Source organism: Billgrantia sp. C5P2 (assembly GCF_051062895.2).
Genome location: NZ_CM128542.1, coordinates 2,686,526 through 2,706,622 on the forward strand (window position 1 = coordinate 2,686,526; position 20,097 = coordinate 2,706,622).

Genomic DNA, 20,097 nt, shown 5'->3' on the forward strand with positions numbered 1-20,097 from the left:
GCAAAAATTATCGAAAAGACGGAGTTTACGAGCTGTAAATGAGTATTTTGAGATGATTTTTAACGCCGTATGGCCGAGCGCAGGCATTTTTCCGACAGTGCCTAAAAACCCCGAAGGCGGGTTTTCCACCTTCGGGGTCGGTTTTGAGCCAGGTCCCGCGTTACTGCCGCGGACCTGTCATTCAGCGGTGCAGGTCGAAGCGGTCGTTCTCCATGACCTTGACCCACCCTTTCACGAAGCGGTCGATCATCCGCTCCTCGCCGCCGTTGGCGGCGTACTCCTCGGCGATGGCGCGTAGCTGCGAGTTGGAGCCGTACACGAGATCGACACGGGTGGCGGTCCACTTCTTCTCGCCCGTCTTGCGGTGGCGGCCTTCGAAGCGCTCCTCTTCCTCATCGAGGGGCTCCCAGACGGTGCCCATGTCGACGAGGTTGACGAAGAAGTCGTTGGTCAGCTGGCCGGGGCGATCGGTGAAGATGCCATCGTTGCTGTTGTCACCGACGTTGACGCCGATGGCCCGCATACCGCCGAGCAGCGCCGTCATCTGCGGTACGCTGAGGTTCAGCATGAAGGCGCGGTCGATCATCAGGTGCTCGGCCGGGATGGAGGTCGCCTGGGGTTGCATGTAGTTGCGGAAGGCATCGTGCTTTGGCTCGAGGTAGGCATGCGCATCGATCTCGGTCATCTCCTGGCTCGCGTCGGTGCGGCCCGGGGAGAACGGTACGGTGATGTGGTGGCCGGCTGCCTTCGCCGCCATCTCGACTCCCACGTTACCGCCCAGAACGATCATGTCCGCCAGCGAGATGTTAGTGCCGGAGGCGTCCTTGATCTGCTCGAGCCGGTCGAGCACCTCGGGCACGCCGGAGCTCACGTTGACGTCCCAGCCGATCTGCGGCTGGAGACGGATGCGCGCGCCGTTGACGCCGCCGCGGTGGTCGGTCTGGCGATAGGTGCAGGCCGCGGCCCAGGCGGTGCCCACCAGTTGCTTGGCGGTTAGGCCGGAGTCGGCGATCTGCTGCTTGAGCGTGGCGACCTGCTGATCGTTGACCAGCGGCCCCTCATGCTTGGGCACCGGGTCCTGCCAGACGAGGTCTTCGTTGGGCACATGCGGGCCGAGGTAGCGGGCTTGCGGACCCATGTCACGGTGCAGCAGCTTGTACCAGGCGCGGGCGAACTCGTCGGCGAGCACGTCCGGGTTCTGGTGAAACTCGTTGGCGATCTCGAGATAGGCGGGATCGGTGATCATCGCCATGTCGGCGGTGTTCATCACCGGCGGGTTCTTCTTGCCTTCGATGTGGGCGTCGGGCACCCAGAACCCCTCCTTCACCTCGACCGGCTGCCACTGATTGGCACCCGCGGGCGACTTCTTGACCTCCCACTGGTGGGCGAAGATGGTGTTGAGGTAAGAGTTGTCCCACTTGGTCGGCGTCGGGGTCCAGGCGCCCTCGAGCCCGGAGGTGACCGTGTACTCACCGAGGCCGGTCTCGTGCTTGTTGGCCCAGCCGATCCCCTGCTGGTGGATCTTCGCGGCCTCAGGCGCGTCGCCGACGGCATCGGCCGGTCCGTTGCCGTGCATCTTGCCGAAGGTGTGGCCGCCTACTGTCAGCGCGACGGTCTCGCGGTCGTTCATGCCCATGCGGGCGAAGGTCTCGCGTACGTCCTGGGCGGACTTCATCGCGTCGGGAACGCCATTCGGGCCCTCCGGGTTGACGTAGATCAGCCCCATCTGCACCGCGGCGAGCGGGTTGTCGAGGGTGCGGCTGCCGTCTTCCCAGGTGCCGGTATAACGCTCGTCTTTGGTCGAGAGCCACTCGGCCTCGGGGCCCCAGTAGATGTCGTCCTCGGGCGCCCAGATATCGGAGCGGCCGAAGCCGAAACCGAAGGTGCGAAAGCCCATCGTTTCCAGCGCGCGATTGCCGGCAAGGACCAGCAGGTCGGCCCAGGAGATCTTCTCGCCGTACTTCTGCTTGATCGGCCAGAGCAGCCGGCGCGCCTTGTCCAGGTTGCCGTTGTCGGGCCAGCTGTTGAGCGGTGCGAAGCGCTGGGCGCCGGTGCCGCCGCCACCGCGGCCGTCGATAGCGCGGTAGGTTCCGGCGGCGTGCCACGACATGCGAATGAAGAACGGGCCGTAGTGGCCCCAGTCGGCGGGCCACCACTCTTGGGAGTCGGTCATCAAGGCATCGAGATCGGCGCACAGTTCGTCGACGTTGAGCTGCGAGAACGCCTCGGCGTAGCTGAAGTCGGCACCGAATGGGCTGGCATCGGGGTGCTTCTGGTGCAGCACGTTGAGGTTGAGCTGGTCGGGCCACCAGTGTTCGTTGCCCTGCAGACTGGGTGTGGTGCGTGCCCCCCACTCCCGGCGTTTAGACTTTTGTTCAGACACGGTCTTCTCCTCGACTGGATGGTGGCCTACAGGAGATTTGAGCCGACGTCGCCGCATCGCCTCATTTTTGTCATTCCTACAAGCCGTCAGATATCAGTGAAGGATTAAGGACCGAAGCCGTCAAGGAGATGGCAGGCTTTCGCCTCGATAGGGGCAGGCTATGAGAGATCGAGGAAGTGGAGTAGCACGGGGAAAGTGACGGCCTTGTGCTAGTGACATTGGCACCCTTCACCGAGATCGTAGTTCAACACCTCTCCGTGCTGGTTCATTTCGACTCGGCAACACTGCACCAGCGCTTCGCGCAGCAAGGCGCGGCCGCGCTGCACGCGGGATTTGGCAGCTGAGATCGACAGCCCCTTTTGGGAAGCATACTGCTTCTGAGTCAGGCCGGCCTCCGTGGTGGTGAGCAGCGCTTCCCGGTACTTTTCCGGCAGCTTGCCCATGAGTGGGCACAGGCATAGGGCCAGCTCCGCTTCCGCTCGCTCATCTGGCTCCGATTGCTCATCCAGTTCCGCCGGCAGCGGTTCGAGCGGCTTGTGCGCCCGGTAGTGATCCACCAGTGCATTGCGGGTGATCTGGTAGAGCCATGCGCGCAGCCGGGAGCCGTCCCTCAGCTCATCGCGGTGGGAGAACGCCTTGATGAGGACGTCGTGCACGATGTCCTCCGCTACGCTCTCGTCCGCTACCCGCCTGCTCACGAAGCGCAGGAGTTCGGTGCGAAACGCCTGCCACAGCAGGCGTTGGTCCTGTTCGTGGTTCGCACTTACCGACACCCGCATGCAGCCTCCTCCGTGGGTGGGCCGCAGCATTCGGCCTTGGCCTGCGGCAGGCAGCAGGTGGCCTGCTCGCTTGGGTCGCAGCACGGCTGCGATGCGCTGTCCTGCCCAGCCGCCTCAGTTGATTCAAGTGCCTGCGCTTTCTGATTCATTTTGGATTCCTCCAGGTGAGAATACCTCGCCCTTTGCGAGGCTTTCACAACAGGAGACGGTCCAGGCGTCAGAAGGACGCAAAAATTCTGCGCGAGAACCTCCCTGATCCAAAAGGGAACGGCATGTCAGCCACCATGATGCTGATTTCATCTTGGCGCCATGTCATCTTGGACCGACTGAACGGGACCTTCGCTAGAACATACGTTCACCAGGCAGGTTGGATGCCTGGCGAATCCACTCCGCTACCTGTTCCTCGTCGATCTGTTCGTCCTGGTGAATATGCAGGTAGCGGGTATTGGGGTCCTTGGATGCGATGGGCGGCAGCGGCTCCAGCGAGGCGCCGTTGAGAAACGCCACCTTGATGTACTTCGTGAAGCAATGGAATGTGAGGAACCACCCCTCTCCCTCGATTCCATAGAAGGGTGAGTTCCATCTCACGGCCTTGCGCACATTGGGGACCGTACGCTCAATCAGCGCATCGAGCCGGCGCCCGACGTCTTGCTTCCACTCCGGCATGGCGGCGATGTAGGCCTGCACGGGGGCGTTGCCGTCAGCCTTGGGGATCTGCGGGTTGCCTCCCGAGAGGAGCTTCGGCTTGGCTTCTGCCGGTGGGTTGGCCTTGTCGCGTGTCATTGCCGCTTTCCTCCTGTGAAGTCTGAACATGCGCCTCTTTCTACGCTCAACGCCCGAACAGCATCGCCGCTCTGGCAACCATGAGCTTCGCAACGAACTTGAGCGGATATGTTGCATAGCTGGGCACGTCGTTCGGAATGTCGCAGTTCTCGGGCTTGAACTTGGTTTGGATACGCATCTGCAACGGTGGTGCATTACTCCCGAACCTTGCTCGGTACACCGAGAACCAGTGTCCCTTCTGAAAGTCGAGATACATAGCTGAATTACAGCATGTCGCGACGACCCTTTGCGTGGGAGACTCAGGCTTGATCGTGAAGGCCTGCATGAGATCGCTCCCCTTTGAGCATCTCAAGCGGTCCTTGCGGTAGAGCAAATATTCTGTCCCGCCATCCGGCTCCAGAACCGGGTGTGCGTTCGGGAGTTCTTCGATCTGCCGAGCCCCTTCCTGGCAGTCGTCGCAATAACAGGCTGCGCCCAGAATCGGTGAGCCGCTTACTTCGAGTTCAATGCTTCCACAAGCGCAACGAGCAATCGATTGATTCGCGGTCGTCATCAACTATTCCTCTCTGGCGGCGTCCAGCGCCGCAATCACCCACTTGCCGCGTGCATTGCTTGGTTAACGACAGGGGCTTTCGTTCCCTGCTGCTCAGGAGGTAATGCCACGCGGGGCGCTGCTCCTAACCCGTGGCATCCAGCATGCTCTCCAGCTTACTCTCGTCGACGCCGAGCATCTGCAGGATGTTGCGCTGGACGGCGTTGAGGATGTGCTGGCGCTCCTGCTCGTTTCTCTGTAGACGGGAAGTGGTGCGCGCAGCCCACTTCAGTCCGTAAACAGGGTTAGGCATCAATCGTAATGACTCCAGAGCCGGAGAACTTTAATGACTCGTTCGCCTTCAAGCACCTGATACACCAGACGATGTTGAATATTGATGCGCCGTGAGTAGGCTCCCGCAAGATCACCGATAAGTTTCTCAAACGGAGGCGGCTTCCGGTACGGGTCTTCTGCAATCAGTGCCAGCAATTCCAGAGCTTTTGGCTTCAGTCCGCTGGACGCCAGCTTCTTGGCATCTTTCTGGGCTTGCTTGGTATAGACCAACTTCCATGTCACCAGTCGAGCTCCTCGTCACACTCATCGACAGGAGCATCCATCCCCTCGCGGATAGACTCTCGCATGCCTGGCACAGAAAGCAGGTATAGAGTTTCCTGAATGGCTGACCAATCTTCTTCTGACACCAGGACAGCTTTATTCCGCTTACCCAGGATAACGATCGGCTGGTGAGATTCAGCCGTTTCATCGATCAACCGATACAGGTTGCTGCGTGCCTCAGTTGCGGTTATTCCGGTCATGGTCCACCTCTGGTGTGTTCACCCTTTCATTAATTGTACGCCTTCAGGTACGTACGTCAATACGAACGCAACGAGTGACGACCGGAGTCTGTTCGGTTGAGCGCGTTTTCATCCACCTCACGGTAAAACAGGCAGCCTAGGAGCCTGTCGGGTTTGACCGATCGTCACGAGAGATTTGGACTTCGAGACAAGTTTATCGATCTGATGAGGCGAATAGCCCGCTATTTAACGAATCAGAACGAATGAAATTGGCCGAAAGACCGGGTGACGCCTAAGCCCTAAGCCACTCCCCTTCCGGCTCATCGAGGCCTGGAACCCCTGCCGATCCAGCGTGGAGAGGTAATCACGAGATGCGTACTGCCGCGATCGCTAGGATGGATCAACCCGTTCTCGGGCTGCCGGCGACCTATGGCCATCTCCAGGGCGTCCAGCACCAGCTACGTGCGCATGTGGTCGGCCGTCGCCCAGCCCACCAACTGCCGGTCGTGGAGGTCGAGAACCGCCGCCAGATAGAGCCATCCCTCCAGCGTCCAAATAGTCGTGATATCGGCCACCTAGACCTGATTCGGTTCCGCCACCATGAACTGGCGGTTCAGCAGACTGGGGGCCACCGGCAGGTTGTGCTCACTGTCGCGCGTATGGCACCACCGACGCCGCTGCCGTGCCTCTACACCCGCCTCCCGCATCCAGGCTTCGGGCCTGGTAACGGCCACGTAGCCGCGCCGTCGCAGTTCTCTGGCTATGCGGCGGCTGCCATAGCTGCCACGCTTCTGGCGATGGATCTCTCTGACCACGTGTAGCAGGGCCTGGAGCTTGTCATCAGGACCACCGCATCCGCCTTGAATTCATCGGAAAACCGACGTCGAGCCTTCTTGGTCATGAATACCTTCATTGCCTACATTATGAGGCTTATAGGGGTGTCCGCTCCAATTGGAGCACTTCACGTTGCACTCAAGCCCCAGAAGTCAGCAATGTGACGCGTGGAAGAGATATTCACATCAAGCATGAAGGCGCCTCTCGAGCCGTAACTCTTTTTACCATGCGTTTTCAGCGGTGTGCCGTGGCCCATCCCGCTAATATTGTATTCTTCAATAAGTTCGTGACCCTCGACATCACTCCATACTCGCCGAGGATAGCCATTGATGATGTGTGTACTAGATGGCCTTTTCTCAAGATTATGAAGCGCTCGCCACTGCCCGAGGATTGCGTTGGCGTTCGAGGCATCAACCGTATGGTCACAGCTTCCATGCCAGACCGACAGTGTTGGCCAAGGCCCCTCATGCGCCGAGGCATTACGCAGCCGTGTTTCAAGCTGTTGTGCTGTCGGGGATCCGCGACCCTTCATTCGGCGTAGTGCCGCCAGGGTTGTGTAGGCACTGCCATAAGGCAAACCGGCGATGATGGCGCCGCCAGCAAAGATTTCCGGGTAGGTCGCAAGCATGACCGACGTCATGGCGCCGCCTGCGGACAATCCTGTGATGAAGATACGCTCGGGGTCGATGCCATGATCTATGACCACTTGTTCAACCATATGAAGAATGGAGAGTGGCTCGCCAGCGCCGCGATTGCTGTCGCCAGGCTTGAACCAATTGAAACCTAGAAGCCAATTGTTCAACCGCCGCTGCTCGGGAAAAAGCAATGCAACGCCATATTGGTCAGCAATTTCAGACCAGCCGGAACCCTCGTCGTACTTCGCTGCTGTCTGTTTACAACCATGTAGAACGACGACGAGCGGCGCACCCTCGGGCAAATCCGCCGGTATATATATCTTGGCATCCAATCCGCCCGGGTTTGACCCGAATTCGTCCAAGTCTGCCAGATGGTTATTAATGCTAGCACCTCCGAACGTATACGCACTTAGATCCATAAGATGTAACATCACCTTCTCCTTCCGAATGATGAAATTTCCTGTAACAGGCAGTCCCTTCACAATATTTGATGTCACTCTACGCGACCAATGGCGACTCATCTGTTCGTAAGCGAACATAATACTTTAGTCTACCGGGCCTTCTGCCTGAATGGCCGCTTACGCTGGGCATGAAGCCGACGTGACCCTGCTCGACAGCGATCTCCATCCACGCCAAGCCTTCATCGACAGCCGAGGCGTCTAGCGGGCGGGAAATCGGGGGACGTCCCTAAGGGATCCCCAAGAATAGAATAGGAAAGTCAGCATAATAGGATTGAAAAAAAATCTGCATGGGCAGGCATGTTGTTAATCGCCAAACCAACATTATGCCGAGGAGCCCATGCAGACGACCCGATTCTTGCAAGAGATACTGTCGGATTCAGCCCAGGTCATCCATTCCCTTCGCCTGAACGCTGTTCTTGATAGCGTGCAGGCACTGCTGGCTGGACAGCGCCTGGTGCTCACCGCCTTGGAGCGTCACCTACCGGGCGACACTACCCCCAAGCATGCCATCAAGCGCATGGATCGTTTGCTCGGCAATCCTCATCTTCAGCAGGAGCGATCGTTGTTCTATTGGCATGTGGCACGCCTGCTCATCGGTAGGATGAGGCACCCACGTATCCTGGTGGACTGGTCACCAGTAGACGACCGAGGCCGATATTATGTCCTGTGTGCGGCGATTATGTCGCCCGACACTGGTGCAGCCTCCAGGCAGTACTTGGCAGTCAATTGGTCACTTGTTAACAGGTGCCAAAACGCCCCACGAAATCCTCGGTCCGATAGAAACTGCAAGGTGCTGCCCACTTCACACGCGGCTTTATCGGGTGCGAAAAGCTGCCAAGGGCAGGAAGCAGCTCTATAAATTTGGTGGACCATCGCGAGCCCGGCGTAGCCAGAAGAAATCAAGAGCCTTGGATTCCAGTCAACAACTTTCCGCCATCTCTCACGATTGCCAAAAAATTGGTGGCAATATATAGCCAGCGCATGCAAATAGAAGAGGGCTTTCGCGACGTAAAGAGCCCTTTGTTCGGCCTAGATTTCGGAATGAATCAGACGCGTAGCGAGCGGCGAATCGAGATTCTGTTGATGATCGCCATGTTGGCCAGCCTAGTGATACTGGCGTGCGGTCTGAAGGTCCGACATGAGGGACAGATTAAGCAGTTTCAGATCAACAGCATTAGATCCCGCTCGGTCTTATCGCTGTGGCGTGTTGGGCATGAAGCAATATTGCATCTGCCGTGTCTGCCATCTCGATCGCGGCTCCATGATCTGGCCGACCTCATCCAGCAAGAGGCCAGTGCTCAGCATGAAAGTGGTGGATATCGATGAATTCGTGGGGATCCCTCAGCAGTAGATCAGCGTTCAGTCCGACAGGCTCCTAGGCGCAGGCCCAGGCCACCGAACGGCTTAAGCGGCAAGCTTCCGACTCAGCCGGGTGCGATGTTGCGATTGACGCGCAAGCGGTTGTCAGGGTCCCAGCGACGCTTGATCTCGCCGAGCCGCTGGAGCGCCGGGCCAAGGGCCGCTTCAGTACGCTCCTGGCCTTCGTCTTCGGTCAGGAAATTGATGTAGGTGCCGCCAGTGGAGAAGGCCTTCAGGTCGTCCCACGCCTCGCGGGCCCAGGCGATGTTCTCCGCGTCGTCGGCCGCCGACTCCCAGGCGCCTCCGACGTTGAAGACATAGCGCGCATCGCGGTTGCCCACGGCCGAGTGGTCGTCTTCATGCCGGTTCAGGGCGCCGCCGAGCTGGAACAGGATCACCACCGAGTGCGGCGAGCGGATGCGTCCGGCATGCTCGATCGCCTTGTCGCACAACGCGGGCTCGATACCCGGCAGATACTCGCTCTTCCAGTAGTAGCGCCGCCCCTTGGGCTGGGTGGCATCGAGCAGCTTCTGCATCTGCGCATAGGGCCGCCGCACCATCACGTCTCCGATGGGTTGGCCGAAGGCCTTGATCGGCGCGACCACCAACTCGCCCTCCTCCGGGTCACCGCTATAGCAGGCAAGTAGCGCCACGATCGGCTGGCCGTGGTACTCCTTCGGCAGCCAGGGGACCGGCGGCGCGGGACGCATCAGGGCGACCAGGGTCAATTCAGGCGGAGCCTGCTCGGCCAGGCGTTGATAAAGCTCGAGCACCGCTGGGGCCTCGCTGGCGGGCCAGGCCACCAAGCCCCCCACCACCTCGGGGCCGACGGGATACAACTGGTAGTCGAAGCCGGTCACCACACCGAAGTTGCCGCCGCCCCCGCATAGGCCCCAGAACAGGTCGGCATTCTTATCGGCACTGGCATGCACCAGGCTGCCGTCGGGGGTCACCACGTCCATGCCCAGCACGTTGTCGGTGGTATAGCCCCAGCGCCGGCTCAGATAGCCGAAGCCGCCCCCGAGGGTGAGCCCGGCGATGCCGGTGGTGGAGATGAAGCCGAGCACGGTGGCCAGGCCATGCACCTGGGTCTCGCGGTCCACGTCACCGAGCACACACCCCGCCTGGGCATGGGCCACCCGGCGTTCGCGGTCGACCCAGACCCCGCGCATCAGCGAGAGGTCGAGCATCAGCGCGCCATCGGCCACCGCCAGGCCCGCGATGTTGTGACCGCCCCCCTTGATGCAGAGCAGCAGCTCGTGCTCACGGGCGAAGCGCACGCACGCCATCACGTCGGCGACCCCAAGGCAGCGCACAACCATAGCCGGCCGTCGGTCGATCATGGCGTTCCACAGGCGGCGCGAGGCTTCATAGTCCGCGTCTTCCGGCGTCAACAGCGGGCCCTGAAGCTGGAGCTTCAAGCCAGCAAGCATGTCCGGGCTCAGATCGATCTCGGTACCCTCGAGTGTTGTTGCTTTCATGGTCAGGGCTCCTGTCGAAGCGTCAAAATGGCGGCCATGTCGCGGCCTCTCGCCATACGCAGCCTAGAGTAAGACGTACGACTAAACTTAGTTGAAACGTCGGCGCGACAGGAATTCACGATCGGTACCGCTTGGACAACGCCGTCGATACGCCGCCCCGAGGAGACAATTCGATGACTGACTGGGGAACGCAATAGAAAGCCGGATGGCCGGGCGCTGCTCCTAACCCGTGGCATCCAGCATGTCTTCCAGCTCGCTTTCGTTCACACCAAGCATCTGCAGGATGTTGCGCTGGGCGGCGTTGAGGATGTGCTGGCGCTCCTGCTCGCCGGGCAGGCTCTTGGCGATGGCCACGGCGCCGACCAGGGAGGCGAGAATGGCGCGGGACTTGTCGGCGATGACCTCGCGGTCGGGCTCGAAGGGCAGTTTCTTGAGCCGGCTGAGAGCGATGAGGCGGGTTTCCAGCATCTTCTTCATGCGCAGGTAGGAGGCTTCGAAGAGCGTGCGGATCTCGGCGTTCTCGTTGCCGATCTCGTTGAACAGCACCGTCTCGGGCCCCGGCTTGTGCTTGCGTTCCAGCTCCTGGAGGTTCCAGCAGTTGGCAACCAGCTCCGTCAGGTGCTTCACCGAGAGCGGCCCCTTGACCAGCCGGGCTGCACGGCTGCTCTCCAGGGTTTCCCGCACCGAGGCGTGGTAGAGCGCTTCCTTCGAGGCGAAGTGCGCGTAGAAGGCGCCGTGGGTCATCTTGGCCAGCTTCATGATCTGGCCGATGGAGACCTTCTCGAAGCCTTGGCGGCTGAACAGCTCGATGGCGGACTTGAGGATTCGCTCCCGCGATTTGGCCTTGCGGCTCGTCGAGTAGGGCATGACGACTTCACACTCCCACGCTGAATATTATCTTGATCATATCAAGCTTGGTGTTAGCGTGGCACAACCCCAAGCTGTTCAGGAAATTACCATGCAATCACCGCTCGTCATCACCGGCATGGGCATGATCAGCCCCCTCGGCTGCGGCGTCAAGGCAGGCTGGGAGCGCCTGCTCGCCGGCCGTTCCGGCATTTCCTCGATCAATCGCTTCGATACCGGCGAGCTGCCGATCAAGGTTGCTGGTTCGGTGCCCGGCATCGAGGACGACCCGGAAGCCGGCCTCGACCCGGACCGGGTGCTGGACGTCAAGGAACGTCGCAAGATGGAGCTGTTCAGCCTGTACGCCATGGCCGCCGCCGAAGAGGCGCTGGCCCAGGCCAACTGGTTCCCCGAAAGCGATGCGGATCGGCTGGCCACGGCCACCATCATCGGTTCCGGCATCGGCGGTTTCCCCACCATCACCCAGGCGCAGAACACCCTCTCGACGCGCGGCCACCGCCGGCTCTCCCCTTTCACCGTGCCGGCCTTCCTGGCCAACCTGGCGGCGGGTAATGTCTCGATCCGCTATGGCTTGCGCGGGCCGATGGGCTGCCCGGTGACGGCTTGTGCGGCTGGCGTGCAGGCCATCGGCGACGGCATGCGCCTGATCCGTAGCGGCGAAGCCGAGGTGGCCCTGGTAGGCGGCGCCGAGGCTTGTATCGACCCGCTCTCGCTGGCCAGCTTCCACGCCATGAAGGCGCTCTCCACCGAGCAGGACGCCCCCACCAAGGCGTCGCGGCCCTTCGACCAGGCCCGCAACGGCTTCGTCATGGGCGAAGGTGCGGGGCTATTGGTGATCGAAACCCTGGCCCACGCCGAGGCGCGTGGGGCAACGCCGCTGGCCATCCTCAGCGGCTACGGCACCAGCGCGGATGCCCACCACATCACCGCCGGCCCGGAAGATGGCGCTGGGGCCGCTGCGGCCATTCGCGCGGCGCTGCGGATGGCGGGGCTCTCCCCCGAGGCGATCGACCATATAAATGCCCACGCCACCTCGACACCAGTCGGCGACCGTGCCGAGGTCGCGTCGCTGCGCAACGCCTTCGGCGAGGCCCTCGGCGGCATCCCGATCTCTGCCACCAAATCCTCGACTGGTCACCTGCTCGGTGCCGCCGGCGGCGTGGAGAGCATCTTCTCTGCCCTGGCGGTGATGCACGACCGCCTGCCCCCTACCCTGAACCTTGAGAACCGCGACGAGGACCTGCACGACCTGGATATCGTCTCGGGCTCGGCACGCGAGCATGCGACTCAGCACGTGCTGTGCAACGGCTTCGGCTTTGGTGGGGTGAACGCCGCGCTGATCGTGAGCAAGGTGTAGTTAGCCCAGACGCCAGGAGCCTACAAACGACAACACCCCGAGCCTGTAGCTGGCTCGGGGTGTTGGGTTGTCTTACGAAGCCTCAATGACAATGAACTCTACCTACGCTGTTATCCATGTGGCAGCACTGCCCTGGCGGGGAACTCTTGCGGCAGCCTCCGCCATGGGCCAGAACGCTGCTGCTGAACACCAACAGCGCAAAAGCAACGATTACAATTTTCATAGCTTCCCCTTCATTTAATTATTATCGGAAGTCCTGCACTGCCAGATTGCCTGAACCCCATCTTCGGCGGCAACTCACAGTCTGTACGCGTTGGCGCAGGAATAACTCCAACGCGATTCAGCACGCTCGCTACCAGGCGTACTCGAGGCTTTCATATGCGTTGTGCTGCTCCCGAGACTCTAGTGACGATGACCGCCACTTCCGTAGCTTCGCAGGTGACTGTAACGCCGAACCTGCTCGTCATCGAGAACCGTGAGCATATGCAGGTGGTATTCGAGGTGGACCGCCCGCAGCCGGCCCCAGAGCCGAGCCGCCTGCTCGGTCAGGCGCTCGATCTCCTCGAGCGTTGCACGTCGCTCTGCAAAGAGCCGGTCCAGCTCGCGCTCGCTTTCGATCACCTGCTCGCCGAGATCGCCGGCTCGCGTGCGCATGCGCTCGTAAGCCTGTTCGGTTTTCTCCTGCTGCTCCTCGGTCAGTTCCAATTCGTCGGCCAGCTCCAGTACATGTAGGGGACCAGGGTAGCCGTTCAGCTCCGCTGGCAGGGCTAGCTCCATTCCCCTGCCCAGCCGAAGCCCTTCCACGTCACTGGCTGCCAGCGCCTTGATCTCACGTGAATGAAACTCGGCGTAGGATCCGTGCCCTCCACCTTCGCCGTGGGCCGCCCCGGTGGCAAGGAGAAGCAAGGTAAGTGTCAGCAGGCGTGTCATTAGGGTGCTCCCGTCTCGGTTTTCAGTTGCACCCAGAGTGGGGCCGGCAGCATCATTTGGGTATGAGCAAGATCATATCCAGTGACCCACCGAGCATTGTCTCCACCATCGAGGCACTAGCAGGGCGTTCCGGCCGCCGGCGGCAACTTGCCGCTGGGGAAATGCTGTTTCACGCCGGGGAAGTGGTCACCTCGGTGTACGTAATGGTGTACGGCCAGGTTCGCCTGATACGGGTGAGCCACGCCGGTGCTGAAGTGACCGTCAACCGCGCCGGCCCCGCCTGCTGGCTGGCCGAAGCATCACTGTTCGCCGAACGTTACCACTGCGATGCGATCGCCGACTCCGAGGCCTGCCTGCTCAGCTTCCCCAAGGCAGTCGTTATGGAGGGCATGCAACGCCGCCCAGAGCTTGCGACTAGCCTCATGGCAGATCTTGCCCGCAGGCTCCATGAGGCGCGCCTGCGCATCGCGATCCTCAACATCCCTACTGCCCGTGAACGCCTGCTTGCCTATTTGCGGGCATATGCCGGCGGTGAGGGCGCCGAACTTAAGCTACCCGGTAGCTGGAAGGCTCTGGCGAGCGAGATCGGCCTGACGCATGAATCGGTTTATCGCGCGCTGGCACAACTCCAGCGAGAAGGAAGGATCCGGCGAGAAGGCCGACAGGTTTGGTTGATGCCACCCTCTGGCTAAGACAAGTCTCCTTCCTGACTACAACTCCCATATTACATGACCTATAAATTGCCATAAGACTCCGACTGCTGTTGTATTAAGCACTTCGGCTGCTTGAAGCCGAATAGATACAACTCAGCACTTTGCATGCCAGTGTGATAGAAATTTACCTATTACCGAAAAGCTTTCGGATACTAGTCATTCATTACGATTCGTCAAGTAACTTTCGGCAAACCTTCATTATTCAGCACCAACAGGACTCGCTAGGGTTCTCCTAGGAAAGGACACATCCCTGGAGAGCCCCAATGACAGCGAATGCTACCGCTATTTCACGCTCACGCCTTGGCGTGGCAGCCCTCGGCTTACCTTCACTGTTCATTGTGATATGGAGTTCGGGCTACATCGCCGGTAAAGCTGCCCTGCCCTTTGTCGGTCCTTACACCATGGTTTTCCTTCGCTTCGCCAGCGCTGCTTCGGTACTGCTGATGGTTGCCTTCGCAACACACGCTCCTTGGCCGAAAACGTGGAAGGATGCCGGCCACATTGCCGTTGCCGGCATGCTGCTCCAGGCGATGCAGTTCTCCGGGCTCTATTCCGGCATCAGTCTTGGCGTGAGTGCCGGGGTTTCGGCACTGATCGTCGGCACGATGCCCATATTCGTCGCACTCGGTGCTGGCATATTTCTTTCCGAGCGCATCAAACCGCAACAGTGGGTTGGGCTCGTGGTCGGTTTGGCGGGCGTAGCCTTGGTCGTTTCGGAGAAGCTCACTTTTGGTGAGGCGACGATTGGCGGTTATATAGCGGTCCTCTTCGCCCTGCTTGGCATTACGCTCGGTACGCTTTACCAGAAGAAATACTGTTCAGGCATGGATCTCCGTACGGGCGGTTTCATTCAGCTGAGCGTAGCGGCAACTGTTGCTTTCGCTGCTGCCTATACACTGGAGGACCTGCAGTTCACTGTCACGCCAACTTTCTTGTTCGCGACGAGCTGGATGAGCCTTGTTAACTCAATAGGAGGCATCAGCGTACTGTTCGTCATGATTCGCCGCGGAGATGCAAGCAAAGTAGCCAGTCTCTTTTACCTCATTCCTGGCGTAACTGCGCTCATGGCCTATGCACTCCTTGGAGAAACGCTTCATCCGCTGGCCATCGTTGGATTTATCGTGACCGCTTTCGGAGTTTATTTGAATAATCGCTAAGAAAGCAGAGGTGCGTGGCCCTGCGAAGCATTTATATTGAGTTCCGGAAAGGGCCAGCAACGCCGAATCAGCTCGATCAGCCACCTTACCTGCTTCACCTCAACGGTGGCACCAAGCTTGATACTGAGACAGATATCCGGCAGAACGGGAAACTGTTGGGGGCTCAGTGGATAGGTAAGTCCGTAGCGAGAAGGTGTGAAAGGTAGAACGCTTACACCAAGGCCCGCCCTGACCGCAGCAAGCAAGTCCCCGAGGTCTCGAGCCTCGTAAGCAATGCGCCACTGCCTCCGGTCTTGCTTGAGTCTCTCGATCTGGATATCACGAAGAATACAGGGAGGGGCGAATACGACGAGCGGAACCTCCTTTCGGCAATCAATTTGGTAGCCCCGTGCACCCAGCCAAGTGAGGCGAAGGTCAGACACAACGATATCTTTCTGCTCACTCGTGTATAGCGTCCCCGGCGGTTCGATAGCGATCACCACGTCGAGTTGTCCATCGGACAACATGCGCTGCAACACCATTGAACGCCCCAGTTGAAGATTGACGTTAATGTGGGCATGTTCCGAGCGTAAGGAAGACAACATGACTGGGAGATGATCGTGGGCAAAATATTCTGCAACGCCCAGGCGAATAGTAGTCCTCACATCGCGACGTTGGCCGAGCTTCTCGAAAGCCTCGTCGTTCAGGGCAAGGATTTCCCGTGCATACCATAGGAAGAGCTCGCCGGCTTCGGTCAGACGCTTGCGCCGACCATGGGTTTCGAAAAGCGGTTGCTCGAACTGCTCTTCCAAGCGGCGTATGTGATGAGAAATTGCCGATTGGGTAAGATGCAGGGCTTGCGCAGCTTCTGAGAATCCGCCGTGCTCGGCAATGGAGACGAAGGTACGTAGTAGCGTTATATCGAAGTTCGTCTTACGTACTGGCCCAGCTCCGCCAACCATGAGCGTTCCCTCCTTACCCAAAATCTCTTCATACCCCTTGAGTAGCGTGAAGCGCAACAAACCTGCACAGCGCTTGCAGAGGCGGCAATGTTGATACCCTGACCGACCCAGAGTTCAGGCCTGGCGAGCAAAAGCCAGGCGTGACCAGATCACTCCGTGACGATACGGTCCCGCCCGCCCTGCTTGGCCCGATACAGCAGCCTATCCGCCTTCTCGATCAGCGAGGCCTGGCCGCCACCTTCCGCAGGATTGGCAGTTGCCACTCCCATGCTGACGGTGACGAGGTGGGAAACATCGGACGCCCGATGCGGAATGGCCGCGTCACTGATGGCTGCCCGGCAGCGCTCCGCCACCTGCCGGGCGGATTCGAGGTCCGTCTCCGGCAAGACGAGCGCGAACTCCTCGCCACCGAAGCGCGCCAGCAAGTCTCGTGGTCGCACGATCGACGAACCGAGGATCTGCGCAATACGGAGCAGGCAATCATCGCCGGCGAGATGGCCGTAGTGGTCGTTGTACTGCTTGAAGCAGTCGATATCCAACATGATGAAAGAAAGTGGCTGGCCACTGCGTCGGGCACTTGCCCACTCTGTCTCCAGCACGGAATCGAGCAGGCGGCGGTTGGCGACACCGGTGAGGCCATCCTGGTACGAGAGCTCCTCGAGCTCACGTTGCAGCCGTAGCAGCTTCTCTTCGTTCTGCTTGCGCTCGCTGATATCGAACATGAAGCCGATCAGCGCTTCCACTTCGCCCGCGCCGTTGCGTACCACATGCACGACATCGCGAATCCACACGTAGGTACCGTCAGCCTTCAGTGCACGATAGTCTGCTTCGTGATCGACCCCCGCCTTGGACTGCGCGACGCAGAAGTTGACGACCCGGTCGCGGTCGTCCGGGTGCATACGCTCTATCCAGTCGTCGATGCCGACCCAACTATGCGGCGACCACCCTAGCAGGCTTTCGATTTGCGGCCCGATATAGGCGAAGCTCATCGTTTCCCAGTCGATCTTCCAGGGGATGGCCTTGGTAGACTCCAGCAGCGTTTTATAAACGGCGGTGTCTACGTTCATCTCTACGACAACATCATTCATGGATTCATGGCCTCCGCAAATTCGTTATGCGCGTCCATGCATGAACTCATCTTGCTTCACGACTCTGACACAGCGAGACCAGGAAACAGAACAAAAATATGACTATCGGTCTCATACGCGAGTATGAGCTTGTCTGATACGTGACTTGATTCGACTGAGTGCCGCCGGTGTGACCCGCACGTAGCCGGCTATGTCGCGGTCGGCCACGCGGTTGGCGATGTGAGGGTATTCTTCGATGAAGCGCCGGTAACGCTCTTCCGCAGAGAGAGTCAGCAGGTCGCGCTCCCGGCACTCCTTGCGAAAACCGTAGAGTTCGAAGGCCCGCCTGAGCGCGCGCTGCCATTGGGGGTGCCTGTCGCCGAGCTGGTTCAGGATATGGTACGGCAACGATTCGACCGACGCCGCGCAGGCGGCGATGGCGCTGAAGCTGGTGACGCCGCCCGGCGAAAGGGCGGCAAGACTGGCGAAGAATCTCTCCTCCGCGGCAAACGCCTTGACCCAGGCATCGCCTTCGCTTGTCTCGTAGATCATCTTGATGATCCCGCGTTCCACGAAGTAGACGAAGGGATGCGCCACGCCGGCCCGAAAAACGATATCGCCGGGCAGTAACGCCTTGCGCCGCAGCGAAGGTTCGACGAGATGCCACTCAGGAAGCGAGCAGCCGGCCAGCTGCTCGAGAATGTACTTCGCTGTGCTCAAGATATCCCCATGCGCATTAACCTGGGCGCTGCTGCTTCTCCACATGTCGCCCGAAGTTATCTAGGATAGCCTGCCAGCCTTGTCGCTGCATTTCCGGAGGATTCTCGGGCTCTGCATCGAATGCCGATTTGACGAGGACGCCGTCGGCGCGCTCGATGAACTCGACCTCGACTTCACGGCCGTCGCTCATGCGGTATTCGATCAGCTCAAGCGGCACGATACGGGTGTAGGTGCCCTCGAAGTCAAAGCCCATACTCCCGTCCTTGGCTTCCATGCGCGACAGGAACTTCCCCCCTTCGCGCAGATCCACGCTACTCCGCGTGGTGTGCCAGTCATCCGACGCGGCATTCCACTGCTTGATATCGTCAGGGCTGCTCCAAGCCTGCCAGACGCTTTCCAGGTCGGCCTTGACCAAGGTTTCAATGGCGATCTTCACGGGTGTCTCCTCCAGTAGAGCCAATCGGTAGCCTTGCAACTCATAAACGAACAAGACGAGGCCAATTCGACATTTCGCTACGAGCCCGACCTGAGCACCAGAAGCTCGTCACCATTTCCATCGTAAGTGCCGTCGGCGCGCCATCCTTGCGCACGGTAGAAGCCATGCGCACGGGAGCTTGCATCGGGAGATGCCCCCAGCCAGAGCTCTCGGTGCCCTGCGGCCTGAAGTGCCTCTACGACACGGCAAATGAGTTCCTTGCCGATACCCAAGCCTTCATACTCTGAGAGAACCGCAAGGACAAGCACCTCCCCGCTCTCCAAGTCACCACTGCAGAAGCCAACTACGGTGGATTCACACTCGCAGACATAGCTGACGAGCTGACCCGACGCCAAGGATGAAGCGATGGATTGCGGCGTAATGCCGAGGCTCGCCAAGCGCTCACGGGGAATGGCGTTCTCGCGCGTGCGTTCCCTGACGAAGAATAGAGATTCGATATCGCTCAGTTGCGTCCCGCGGAAGTTGAGATTTGGAAGTGCGTCAGGTTCAAACTGGTAATGAAAAACATTTCTATGCTCACCATTCAACTGAGGCGCTTTATAATATTTTTCGCTTCTTCCTTTAAGCGCAAAACCAGCTCGTTCAAGGGTTTTCTGGGCGGCAATATTCTCTACATCAACATAAGAAACGACATTTCCTCTCTGCTGCCCAGCGAGCATGTTCCGAGCTGCCAGTGATAGCGCTTCAGCGGCGTAGCCCCGCCCTCGGTATGAGGTTCCAATGCCGAAGTGAAGTACCGTTGTCTCACCATGCCTGACCGCCGTGACCAAGCCTACGGCTTCTTCGTGATCATGGGAATACACAACCCAAGTGCAAATCCCGAAGCAAGCCAAGCTTTCCTGCCTCGAGAGCCTATCAAGCATACGCTCAGTCTGTGCTATGTCAGAGTGAGGCTCTCGGGCCAAGTATCGTGACGACTCCAGATCGCCCGTATAATTATTGAAAATACTCGGAATGTCCTCACGGCTGAAGTATCTCAACTCCAGTCTTGCAGATCTCATAAGAGTATCTCCCTGATGCACGGAAAGCCTGCCAGAGACGATTCCGGTCGTCTTCATCACTTGCTTTCCGCGGCACTCACATGTGGCTCCCTCCAAGGAATATCCGCAGCATTCGGCTTTGGCTTCTGCAGGCAGCATGTCTCACGGCTGACCATAGAGCAGTATGCAATACCGAGCCTGAGCGGAGCCATTAAAATGTGCGTTCTACCACTTTCGTCATCAAGAGCCAGTCACCCGTATGCGGGCAGCCAGGAAACGGGACTATCGGTCGACGCGCATAGACTTGATAACCGAGCTTTTCGTACAGCCGGTGGGCGGCAGCATTCTGTTCCGCCACGATCAAGCTAAGCGTCGTAGCATGTGAGTCAGCGGCAAGTCGCTCCGCCTCTTCCATGAGCATGTGCCCCACCCCCTGGCCGCGATACGCCGAATCTGTCGCCACGGCATTGACGTACCATGAGCCGGGGACCAACGCTTCCAGCTCGACGAGCGGCCGGACGACGGCAGGAATCTCGTCCAGTGGACCGGTTTCATAAGGATCGGGTAGCCGATAACCGAGCAACATGCCGGCAATCGCCCCGTCGCGCTCCGCGACATGAGCATTGGTATAGCTGAATCCACTTTCGGTCCCGGCTACACGGCGAGTGCCAAACGCCATGACTTCCTCGCCTGGGTCAGCCATGCACTCCCAGAGATAGGCAGGGATCCCCTCGCCTGCCAGATTCATGAGCTCGGCGAGCTTCGGGGCATCTTCGATCTTGGCTTTGCGTATCGTGGTTTTCATGGCTCGGATTTCCACGCAATCGT

21 protein-coding genes and 1 pseudogene are annotated in these 20,097 nt (G+C 59.5%); 4 read left to right on the plus strand and 18 right to left on the minus strand.

The genetic code is table 11. The annotated features are described in order from the left end of the window. Nucleotides 1–181: 181 nt before the first annotated feature. The 9 genes and pseudogenes from katG to ACRWQA_RS12430 form a co-directional block, all read right to left on the minus strand. Nucleotides 182–2,383: a catalase/peroxidase HPI gene (gene katG / locus ACRWQA_RS12390; protein ID WP_434227304.1), complete on the minus strand. Its 2,202-nt coding sequence runs from the start codon at nucleotides 2,381–2,383 to the stop codon at nucleotides 182–184. Nucleotides 2,384–2,592: 209 nt separating this feature from the next. Next, a complete protein-coding gene (gene sigZ / locus ACRWQA_RS12395) occupies nucleotides 2,593–3,162 on the minus strand; it encodes an RNA polymerase sigma factor SigZ (RefSeq protein ID WP_434227306.1) in 570 nt (189 codons plus the stop codon). Between the two features lie 342 nt (nucleotides 3,163–3,504). After that, on the minus strand, nucleotides 3,505–3,945 hold the full coding sequence (locus tag ACRWQA_RS12400) for a DUF1801 domain-containing protein (protein WP_263583592.1): 441 nt from the start codon (nucleotides 3,943–3,945) through the stop codon (nucleotides 3,505–3,507). A gap of 46 nt (nucleotides 3,946–3,991) precedes the next feature. Continuing rightward, complete coding sequence (locus ACRWQA_RS12405; protein ID WP_263583591.1) at nucleotides 3,992–4,498, minus strand: GFA family protein; 507 nt, start codon at nucleotides 4,496–4,498, stop codon at nucleotides 3,992–3,994. Nucleotides 4,499–4,622: 124 nt separating this feature from the next. After that, nucleotides 4,623–4,790 (minus strand): hypothetical protein, encoded by a 168-nt coding sequence (locus tag ACRWQA_RS12410; RefSeq protein ID WP_263583590.1) that lies wholly within the window; start codon nucleotides 4,788–4,790, stop codon nucleotides 4,623–4,625. Beyond that, nucleotides 4,790–5,053 (minus strand): Txe/YoeB family addiction module toxin, encoded by a 264-nt coding sequence (locus ACRWQA_RS12415; protein WP_263583589.1) that lies wholly within the window; start codon nucleotides 5,051–5,053, stop codon nucleotides 4,790–4,792. Before ACRWQA_RS12415 ends, ACRWQA_RS12410 begins: the two co-directional genes overlap by 1 nt. After that, a complete protein-coding gene (locus ACRWQA_RS12420) occupies nucleotides 5,050–5,292 on the minus strand; it encodes a type II toxin-antitoxin system Phd/YefM family antitoxin (protein ID WP_114573958.1) in 243 nt (80 codons plus the stop codon). The genes ACRWQA_RS12415 and ACRWQA_RS12420 overlap by 4 nt, the downstream gene beginning before the upstream one ends. A 285-nt stretch (nucleotides 5,293–5,577) precedes the next feature. Continuing rightward, a pseudogene (locus ACRWQA_RS12425) lies at nucleotides 5,578–6,116 on the minus strand (IS3 family transposase); the annotation flags it as partial. Nucleotides 6,117–6,232: 116 nt separating this feature from the next. Next, the gene (locus ACRWQA_RS12430) at nucleotides 6,233–7,237 is read right to left on the minus strand and encodes an extracellular catalytic domain type 1 short-chain-length polyhydroxyalkanoate depolymerase (RefSeq protein WP_263583588.1); all 1,005 of its coding nucleotides are present in this window, start codon (nucleotides 7,235–7,237) and stop codon (nucleotides 6,233–6,235) included. Nucleotides 7,238–8,065: 828 nt separating this feature from the next. Between ACRWQA_RS12430 and ACRWQA_RS12435 the strand changes: the two genes are divergently transcribed. Continuing rightward, nucleotides 8,066–8,527 (plus strand): transposase, encoded by a 462-nt coding sequence (locus ACRWQA_RS12435; RefSeq protein WP_434227429.1) that lies wholly within the window; start codon nucleotides 8,066–8,068, stop codon nucleotides 8,525–8,527. A 98-nt stretch (nucleotides 8,528–8,625) separates the two neighbouring features. Here ACRWQA_RS12435 and ACRWQA_RS12440 read toward each other — a convergent pair whose 3' ends face one another. Both ACRWQA_RS12440 and ACRWQA_RS12445 read right to left on the minus strand, forming a co-directional pair. After that, entirely contained in the window at nucleotides 8,626–10,041 is a 1,416-nt protein-coding gene (locus ACRWQA_RS12440; RefSeq protein ID WP_434227310.1) for an FAD-binding oxidoreductase, read from the minus strand. 222 nt (nucleotides 10,042–10,263) lie between these two features. Then, nucleotides 10,264–10,908, minus strand: coding sequence for a TetR/AcrR family transcriptional regulator (locus ACRWQA_RS12445; RefSeq protein ID WP_263583586.1), 645 nt, complete (start codon nucleotides 10,906–10,908; stop codon nucleotides 10,264–10,266). A gap of 91 nt (nucleotides 10,909–10,999) precedes the next feature. On the opposite strand from ACRWQA_RS12445, the gene fabF reads away from it, so the two are divergent. Next, on the plus strand, nucleotides 11,000–12,265 hold the full coding sequence (gene fabF, locus ACRWQA_RS12450) for a beta-ketoacyl-ACP synthase II (RefSeq protein ID WP_263583585.1): 1,266 nt from the start codon (nucleotides 11,000–11,002) through the stop codon (nucleotides 12,263–12,265). Between the two features lie 402 nt (nucleotides 12,266–12,667). On the opposite strand, the gene ACRWQA_RS12455 is transcribed toward fabF, so the two are convergent. After that, nucleotides 12,668–13,195, minus strand: coding sequence for a Spy/CpxP family protein refolding chaperone (locus ACRWQA_RS12455; RefSeq protein ID WP_263583584.1), 528 nt, complete (start codon nucleotides 13,193–13,195; stop codon nucleotides 12,668–12,670). A 62-nt stretch (nucleotides 13,196–13,257) separates the two neighbouring features. Between ACRWQA_RS12455 and ACRWQA_RS12460 the strand changes: the two genes are divergently transcribed. Together ACRWQA_RS12460 and ACRWQA_RS12465 are read left to right on the plus strand one after the other, a co-directional pair. Beyond that, complete coding sequence (locus ACRWQA_RS12460) at nucleotides 13,258–13,887, plus strand: Crp/Fnr family transcriptional regulator (protein WP_263583583.1); 630 nt, start codon at nucleotides 13,258–13,260, stop codon at nucleotides 13,885–13,887. Nucleotides 13,888–14,171: 284 nt separating this feature from the next. After that, the gene (locus ACRWQA_RS12465) at nucleotides 14,172–15,065 is read left to right on the plus strand and encodes a DMT family transporter (protein WP_263583582.1); all 894 of its coding nucleotides are present in this window, start codon (nucleotides 14,172–14,174) and stop codon (nucleotides 15,063–15,065) included. Here the strand turns inward: ACRWQA_RS12465 and ACRWQA_RS12470 are convergent. The 6 genes from ACRWQA_RS12470 to ACRWQA_RS12495 form a co-directional block, all read right to left on the minus strand. Further along, complete coding sequence (locus ACRWQA_RS12470; protein ID WP_434227313.1) at nucleotides 15,062–16,006, minus strand: LysR substrate-binding domain-containing protein; 945 nt, start codon at nucleotides 16,004–16,006, stop codon at nucleotides 15,062–15,064. The genes ACRWQA_RS12465 and ACRWQA_RS12470 overlap by 4 nt on opposite strands. 149 nt (nucleotides 16,007–16,155) lie before the next feature. After that, entirely contained in the window at nucleotides 16,156–17,094 is a 939-nt protein-coding gene (locus ACRWQA_RS12475) for a sensor domain-containing diguanylate cyclase (protein WP_263583580.1), read from the minus strand. A 111-nt stretch (nucleotides 17,095–17,205) separates the two neighbouring features. Next, entirely contained in the window at nucleotides 17,206–17,793 is a 588-nt protein-coding gene (locus ACRWQA_RS12480; protein ID WP_263583579.1) for a Crp/Fnr family transcriptional regulator, read from the minus strand. 16 nt (nucleotides 17,794–17,809) lie between these two features. Next, nucleotides 17,810–18,229 (minus strand): SRPBCC family protein, encoded by a 420-nt coding sequence (locus ACRWQA_RS12485; RefSeq protein ID WP_263583578.1) that lies wholly within the window; start codon nucleotides 18,227–18,229, stop codon nucleotides 17,810–17,812. Nucleotides 18,230–18,306: 77 nt separating this feature from the next. Continuing rightward, complete coding sequence (locus ACRWQA_RS12490) at nucleotides 18,307–19,428, minus strand: GNAT family N-acetyltransferase (RefSeq protein ID WP_434227315.1); 1,122 nt, start codon at nucleotides 19,426–19,428, stop codon at nucleotides 18,307–18,309. 52 nt (nucleotides 19,429–19,480) lie between these two features. After that, nucleotides 19,481–20,074 carry a GNAT family N-acetyltransferase gene (locus ACRWQA_RS12495; protein ID WP_434227317.1) on the minus strand — a complete coding sequence of 198 codons (594 nt, stop codon included), beginning with the start codon at nucleotides 20,072–20,074 and terminating at the stop codon, nucleotides 19,481–19,483. Nucleotides 20,075–20,097: the final 23 nt, after the last annotated feature.